The 6,218-nt window shown below is 61.4% G+C and carries 9 protein-coding genes; 1 reads left to right on the forward strand and 8 read right to left on the reverse strand.

Features of this window, described 5'->3' with window-relative positions:
- Positions 1–321: a DoxX family protein gene (locus tag PMI11_RS16575; RefSeq protein ID WP_007819075.1), complete on the forward strand. Its 321-nt coding sequence runs from the start codon at positions 1–3 to the stop codon at positions 319–321.
- 51 nt (positions 322–372) lie between these two features.
- On the opposite strand, the gene PMI11_RS16580 is transcribed toward PMI11_RS16575, so the two are convergent.
- From PMI11_RS16580 to PMI11_RS16615, 8 genes are all read right to left on the reverse strand, one after another.
- A complete protein-coding gene (locus PMI11_RS16580) occupies positions 373–1,290 on the reverse strand; it encodes a DUF1003 domain-containing protein (protein WP_007819077.1) in 918 nt (305 codons plus the stop codon).
- A 39-nt stretch (positions 1,291–1,329) separates the two neighbouring features.
- A complete protein-coding gene (locus PMI11_RS16585) occupies positions 1,330–1,572 on the reverse strand; it encodes a hypothetical protein (protein ID WP_007819079.1) in 243 nt (80 codons plus the stop codon).
- Positions 1,565–2,362 (reverse strand): sulfite exporter TauE/SafE family protein, encoded by a 798-nt coding sequence (locus tag PMI11_RS16590; protein ID WP_037071534.1) that lies wholly within the window; start codon positions 2,360–2,362, stop codon positions 1,565–1,567. Before PMI11_RS16590 ends, PMI11_RS16585 begins: the two co-directional genes overlap by 8 nt.
- The gene (locus tag PMI11_RS16595) at positions 2,344–2,775 is read right to left on the reverse strand and encodes a YeeE/YedE family protein (protein WP_007819082.1); all 432 of its coding nucleotides are present in this window, start codon (positions 2,773–2,775) and stop codon (positions 2,344–2,346) included. The genes PMI11_RS16590 and PMI11_RS16595 overlap by 19 nt, the downstream gene beginning before the upstream one ends.
- Positions 2,772–3,182 carry a YeeE/YedE family protein gene (locus PMI11_RS16600; RefSeq protein ID WP_007819084.1) on the reverse strand — a complete coding sequence of 137 codons (411 nt, stop codon included), beginning with the start codon at positions 3,180–3,182 and terminating at the stop codon, positions 2,772–2,774. Before PMI11_RS16600 ends, PMI11_RS16595 begins: the two co-directional genes overlap by 4 nt.
- Positions 3,179–3,526, reverse strand: a complete 348-nt coding sequence (gene bigR, locus PMI11_RS16605) for a sulfite-sensing transcriptional repressor BigR (protein ID WP_085990544.1) — start codon at positions 3,524–3,526, stop codon at positions 3,179–3,181. Before bigR ends, PMI11_RS16600 begins: the two co-directional genes overlap by 4 nt.
- Entirely contained in the window at positions 3,517–4,815 is a 1,299-nt protein-coding gene (blh, locus tag PMI11_RS16610) for a bifunctional sulfur transferase/dioxygenase Blh (RefSeq protein WP_007819088.1), read from the reverse strand. The genes bigR and blh overlap by 10 nt, the downstream gene beginning before the upstream one ends.
- A gap of 487 nt (positions 4,816–5,302) precedes the next feature.
- Positions 5,303–5,743, reverse strand: a complete 441-nt coding sequence (locus PMI11_RS16615; RefSeq protein WP_007819089.1) for a hypothetical protein — start codon at positions 5,741–5,743, stop codon at positions 5,303–5,305.
- Between the last annotated feature and the right edge of the window lie 475 nt (positions 5,744–6,218).

Here is a 6,218-nt window from a genome sequence, read left to right on the forward strand (position 1 = left end):
ATGGTTCACATCCTTTCACTCTGGTTCCTGTGTGTCGCATTCTCAGGCGCGGGCATCGTCAATGCGATCGGCACATCGGGCACGCGAAGCGATTTCGCCCGGTGGGGCTATCCGCGCTGGTGGGGTATTGTGACGGGCGGACTTGAAATATCGAGCGCCGCCCTGATTGCGCTTCCCGCCAGCCGCATTCCCGGCCTGGCGCTCGGGGCGGTCGTCATCGCAGCCGCGATCTTCACTGTTCAGCGCCACCGCGACTATCAGCACCTTCCGCCGCTGAGTGTCTTCGTGACCCTGATCGCTCTTGCGACGATTTCATACTGAGTGCGGTAAGCCGGAAGGAAAATGGAGCTGCGCCGGAGTCGCGTGGACCGGCTATTCCCCCTTTTCCTCAGTCTCGTCCGCCGCAGGCTTGGTGCTGAAGAGGCTCTTGAGCGCGTTGGTCTTGGATTTTTGCGCCTTGCTGAGCTTCAGCGCCCGATTGGCGGCCTTGGCCTGTTCCAGCATCATTTCGATCTGGATCTGCTGGATCTCCGTCAGCCGTTCCCACTGCCGGTTCAGGAGGTGATCGACCTTTTCATGCAGGTGGCGGATTTCCAGCTCGGCCTTGAGATTGACCTTGTAGTCGTTAAGCGCCCGCAACCGGTCCTTCGCTTCCTGGCGGCGCTGGCTCATCATGATGATCGGCGCCTGCAGGGCGGCAATGGTCGAAAGGATGAGGTTCAGCAGGATGAAGGGATAGACGTCGAAGGCAGCCTTCTCGCCAAGCACCAGGTTGATCCCCATCCAGACGGCGAGGAAGAAGCAGAAGGAGATGATGAAGGTCCAGCTTCCGCCGAAGGTCGCGACGACATCGGCGACACGATCGCCGAGCGAACGGTGTTCCTCGTAATCCTCTTCGATGTTTTCGGCGAGCGTGTCGTGGGTCTTCAGGCTCTCGACAACCTCGTCCTCGAGGTTGGAGAGCTCGCCGCGTTCGTCCCGCAGCAATTCGGCAATGTACTGGCCGCGATAGTCATCGACCAGCTTGCGGCTGATATAATCGTCCGAGCGGATGCCGGGGTGTTTCTGCCGCACGAAATCGGCGAGCGCGGGACGCAGATCGTCAAAATGGAAGGCGTCCTTCTTCTTCAGTGTGTGGCCTGTGATCGCGTCCACCAGCTTGACGGACTTTGCCTTGGCCTGCGCCAGGCTCTTGGAATAGTCGTCCATCTCGACGGTGGCCGCCTCCCCATGCCCGGCATCGAAGTCGACGATTTCGCCCGTCAAATCCAGGGGCTTCTCTTCTGCCATCTGCTCATCCTCGCTGCCGATTTTTCGCCCGTCTAGCCATCAATTCCAACAGGATTGTGACATGGATTTCGCCGGAAAATGAGAGGCCTGATGGGTGCGGCGGAATGCCGCCTCGCGCCGCAAGAGGGTATGCACCGCCTCAAGGGCGTCCGCGAGATCGCGGCCGGTTTGCTCGTGCTTGTCATGCTGTGGGGTACGCAGCGTGAGACCGGCCTCGTCCGGCTTGTTGCGGCAATAATATCCGTCGGCGCCCTTAGCCATGATCAGTGCGCGCTCAGTCAATCATCAACGCTCCCCAGTTCCGATACAGAATGTAACTCGCGACCACGAATACGAGCGCTGCGAACAGGCGGTTGAGGATGTTCTTATAGGCGCTGAGCCGTACGGCGAGCAGCATGCCAAGCACGCCTCCGACGATGCCGCCGCCGATGAACTCGGCGGCGAGCCACCAGTCCACCAGGCCTGAACTGGCATAGTTCAGTGCAGTCGTCAGTCCGAACGCACCGACGGCGAAGAGCGAGGTGCCGATCGCGTTGATCATCGGCATCCCCGTTGCCAGCATCAGGCCGGGAACGATCAGGAAGCCACCGCCGATGCCGAAGAACCCGGAGGCAGCGCCGACGGCAAGTGCCACGGCCGATGTTGCGAGGCACATCCGCAGGTCGACGGGACGGCACTCGACCGCCAACGCCTTCCTGGGCTTAAGCATCAGGGCCCCGACGACCACCATCAGGACGCCGAACAGGAAGATCAGTCGGTCCCCGTCCATCGCCTTGCCGAGGCTGGAGCCGGCAAGCGCGCCGATGACGCCAAGCGCGGAGAAGACGGCTGCACACCGCCACCAGACGTGCCCCCTGATGGCGTGGCTTGCGAAGTTTGCAAAGGCGTTCACGGAGACCGCAAGCGCACCCGTGCCGATCGCGATATGCGGCTGGGTCACGCCAACGACGTAGAGGAGCAGTGGAGTGGCCAGAATGGAGCCGCCGCCGCCGAGCAGGCCGAGCATGAAGCCCACGATTCCGCCGGAGCCGACCGCCGCGAGGATCGAAGTGCTCACGTCCGTCTGCTCCACACCCTGTCATGCAAGGTCATCCCGACCAGCATGGCGATGACGAATAAAAAAGTTTGAGAAAGGCCCACCGACAGTGACGCGATCGCAGGGCCAGGACAGAAGCCACCGATCCCCCAGCCCAAACCGAACAAGGCCGAGCCGATGACCAGCGGGGTGTCAATCCGCCGGCTCGTCGGCACATGGAAGCTGTCGTCGAAGGCTGGATGCCGCATCCGCTTCATCACCTGCACGCCGATGAAGGCGACGACGACGGCGCCGCCCAGAACAAAGGCAAGGCTCGGATCCCACGCGCCGAAGACGTCGAGGAAGCCCTGCACGCGAGCCGGGTTAAGCATGCCGGAGAGGGACAGGCCGAAACCGAAGACGATGCCAGAGGCGAGAGCGGCCCCGAACTGGGAGATTTTCCGGGTCATAGTCCTGCACCTCGCAGGATTGTGACGGCGGCGATGCCGGCCGCCAGGAATGTGGCGACCGCCGCAATGGAACGCGGCGACAGGCGGGCGAGCCCGAGCACGCCGTGCCCGCTGGTGCAGCCCGATCCCATGCGCGAGCCGAAGCCGACGAGCAGCCCGGCGAGGATGATCAGCGGCCAGCCGGCGGTGATCTGCACGGTTGGCCAGCCGCCCATCACGAGCAGGTAGGCGACTGGCCCGAGCAGCAGCCCGAGGACGAAGGCAAGATTGTTGGTCAGGCCGACGCCTTGGATGAGACGCCCGACGATACCGCTGATCCCGGCGATCCGGCCATTGAGAAGCAGAAGCATGACAGCCGATGCGCCGATCAGTATGCCGCCGAGCAGAGATGGGAGATACACGCTCATTCGCCTTGCCCCGCGCAGAAGATGTCATAGAGGGCAGCAACCAGTTGCGCGGCCTTCTCTTCCGTCAGGCGGTAGAAGATCTGCTTGCCGTCCCGCCGTGTTTCGACGATACCCGAGCCGCGCAACACCGTCAGATGCTGCGATAGGTGCGGCTGGTGGACATCGAGCTTTTCTTCAAGTTCGCCGACGGAAGCCTCGCCCTCCACGAGCGTGCAGACGATCATGAGGCGCGCCGGATGGGACAGGGTTTTCAAGAGGTTTGCGACCTCTCCAGCCCGGTTGGCCATCTCGGCGGGGGAGAGCCTCGCCTTCATCATTGCGTTGAGATCGCTGGTCATTCCCACGCAGCTCCTTGAAGGACATTGAGCGGAAACTTGAGGTAACGCTTGCCGTTAGCTTCCGGCTCCGGCAGGCGACCGCCGCGAATGTTTACCTGCAGGGCATGAAGAATGAGCTTCGGCATCGGCAGCGTCTGGTCACGCTTCGTCCGCAACGCCACGAACTCTTCCTCGCTCACACCGGCAAGATGCGGGTTGGACTTCTTCTGATCAGCCACCGTGCTTTCCCAGCGAGGTGCCCGACCGTCAGGCTGGTAGTCGTGACCCGTGAAGATCCGCGTCTCGTCCGGGAGCGCGAGGATCTCCTGAATCGACCTCCACAAGACCCGTGGATCGCCGCCGGGGAAGTCGGCGCGCGCCGTGCCGCTGTCGGGCATGAAGAGCGTATCGTGCACGAAGGCAGCGTCGCCGATCACGTAGGTGATGGAGGCGAGCGTGTGTCCAGGTGAGAACAGTACCTTCGCATCGATCGAGCCGACCTTGAACGTCTCACGATGGGCGAACAGCCGGTCCCATTGGGAGCCGTCGGTGGCAAGCTCGGGCCAGTTGTAGATACCCTTCCACAGCTTCTGTACGTCCACGACGCGCTCGCCGATCGCAGTCGGCGCGCCCGTCTTTTCCTTCAGATACTGAGCCGCCGAAAAGTGATCGGCATGAGGATGGGTGTCGAGGATCCACTCGACGGTCAACCCGTTGTCGCTGATGTAGTCGAGGATCGCATCGGCATTGATGGTCGCCGTCGCCCCTGCCTTCTCGTCGAAGTCGAGCACGGGGTCGATGATGGCGCATTTGCCGGTCGCGGGATCAGACACCACGTACTGGACGCTCCAGGTGCGCTTGTCGAAAAAGCCCTTCACCTGCGGCCGGCGCGCGGCATGCTGCTTGAGCCAGCTTGCGGTCATGCTGGTATCGAGGCCGCGGCTGCGTCCGAATTCGATGACCTGGTCGGCAGACATGCGACCATCGAGAACCTCCCCGATCAAGTAGAGGTTCAGCGAGCGTGTCCCGGTCTTGCAGTGTGCTAACACGGGACCTTCCGATTCGTTGACTGCGCGCTGGAACGCACGTACGTCCGCCTCGGTGATCGTGCTGGCCGCGACCGGGATGAAGGCATAGGACAGGTCGCGGTGCTTCGCTTCCTGACGTTCGGCTTGCGTTCCCGGCTGGAAGGTATCTTCCTTGTCCGGTCGGTTATTGATGAGTGTCTTGAATCCCCTGTCGCGCAATGACTGGATGTCTTCGACACTAGGCTGCGGCGAGACCGACAGTTTCTCGGATATTGCGGTGATGGGCATGACTGGCTCCGTATCATATATCATTATACATTATAATATATTATATAATGAAATGAGTTCAAGATCGGGGCCGAAACTTTAGATTGGTATGTGTTCGCCGCACGGAAAAACAATCAAGGCTACGATGGCTAATCGGATCGGCACGCGGCAGATCGATCGACGCCAGCATTGTCAGGTATAACAGGAGCTGACCTACCGATGATGATGGCTTTCAAGTGGATTCGTGTTCGCTGAAAGGCTGCGCGGATCTCTATAGGGAGCTGTTGGTCCCGAGGATTGACGGTTCGCGGTAAGTCGTATGCCGCAAAACGGACCACCGCCTCACGAACGACCGCGATGTCCGCATGCGGGACACCGTTAGCTAGCCCCATGTATGGGATTGGGGGCCGATAGTGGAACGGGCCCCTTCCTGGAGGCAGCGCTGAAAGCCGACCTTGTATTCAGTGTAGTGGGCCGACTGCAGGGACGACGAAAGGAGCGACGGCCCTTACTTCATCGTGATGGCAAAGCCGCTGAGATCGGCGTTGACTTGCAGGCCTACCTGCTTGCCTGAGAGCTCGAGTTGGGCGCCCTTGTCATTGGTCATGACGATCATCTGGGCCCCTTTGCCGACCGCGCCGCCACCGCCCGCCGCACCGTAGACCCCCGTCACATCCCGGGCGCGGCGAATGTTGCGAACGGCACCATGGAAATAGGTCTTAGAAGCCCCGAAAGCGAGGCCGCCCGAGATGCCGCCGACGGAGATGGGATAGCTGCGACCATGGAAGGTCAGCGTGCCCTCGCCTCCAGAACCACCCACGAAGAAGGCAGCCTTGTAGATTGAGAAGCTGATCGTACCGCTGTCGGCATGCGCGGAGCCGGCAAAGCTGATTCCTGCTGCAGCGATAACCGCAGCCGCGACCGAACGAAATCTGGACGAAATCTTCATGATGCGAGTCTCCTCAAAATCGAGGCTTACCCAGCCAGGTAAGCGTCATGCCAAAGTCACTGCTGAAACAGTCTCGCCCGTCATTAGTTCCAAGCGCGCGAGAAGGCAGCCACAAAACGAGGCGGATGGCAAACATAATCTCGGTGGCAGGGCCGGTGGCAGCCAATGCCCGGCTGTCTCAGGATTGACTGGACGAACGAGCCACGAAAGCGAGGGGATGCGCAAAGGTACAAACATTTAACAACCGGGAGAGTTCGACGGCGATCTCCAAGGCAGGTTCCTCGCGCGACACGGGGTGCCCAGCCCCGACCAAGGCAAGCTACAATTCCACCTGATGCTGGACGAGCTTTTTGAACCGGGATGGCGGCTTTCTCGCAAGTCGCTCTGAGAGCTGGCGTCGGCATGCCCGTGGCATCAAACAGGTTTGGGGGCGGCCGCCGCGAACCTCGGCGCCGCCCCCATCCCATGGCGTGTG

Origin of the sequence: Rhizobium sp. CF142, from assembly GCF_000281145.1 — a bacterium.
Lineage (GTDB): Bacteria > Pseudomonadota > Alphaproteobacteria > Rhizobiales > Rhizobiaceae > Rhizobium.

Bases quoted from the DNA above. Each gene is read 5' to 3' on its own strand.
- PMI11_RS16575 (WP_007819075.1), top strand. From the start codon at position 1: ATGGTTCACATCCTTTCACTCTGGTTCCTGTGTGTCGCATTCTCAGGC.
- PMI11_RS16580 (WP_007819077.1), bottom strand. From the start codon at position 1,290: ATGGCAGAAGAGAAGCCCCTGGATTTGACGGGCGAAATCGTCGACTTC.
- PMI11_RS16595 (WP_007819082.1), bottom strand. From the start codon at position 2,775: ATGACCCGGAAAATCTCCCAGTTCGGGGCCGCTCTCGCCTCTGGCATC.
- PMI11_RS16600 (WP_007819084.1), bottom strand. From the start codon at position 3,182: ATGAGCGTGTATCTCCCATCTCTGCTCGGCGGCATACTGATCGGCGCA.
- blh (WP_007819088.1), bottom strand. From the start codon at position 4,815: ATGCCCATCACCGCAATATCCGAGAAACTGTCGGTCTCGCCGCAGCCT.
- PMI11_RS16615 (WP_007819089.1), bottom strand. From the start codon at position 5,743: ATGAAGATTTCGTCCAGATTTCGTTCGGTCGCGGCTGCGGTTATCGCT.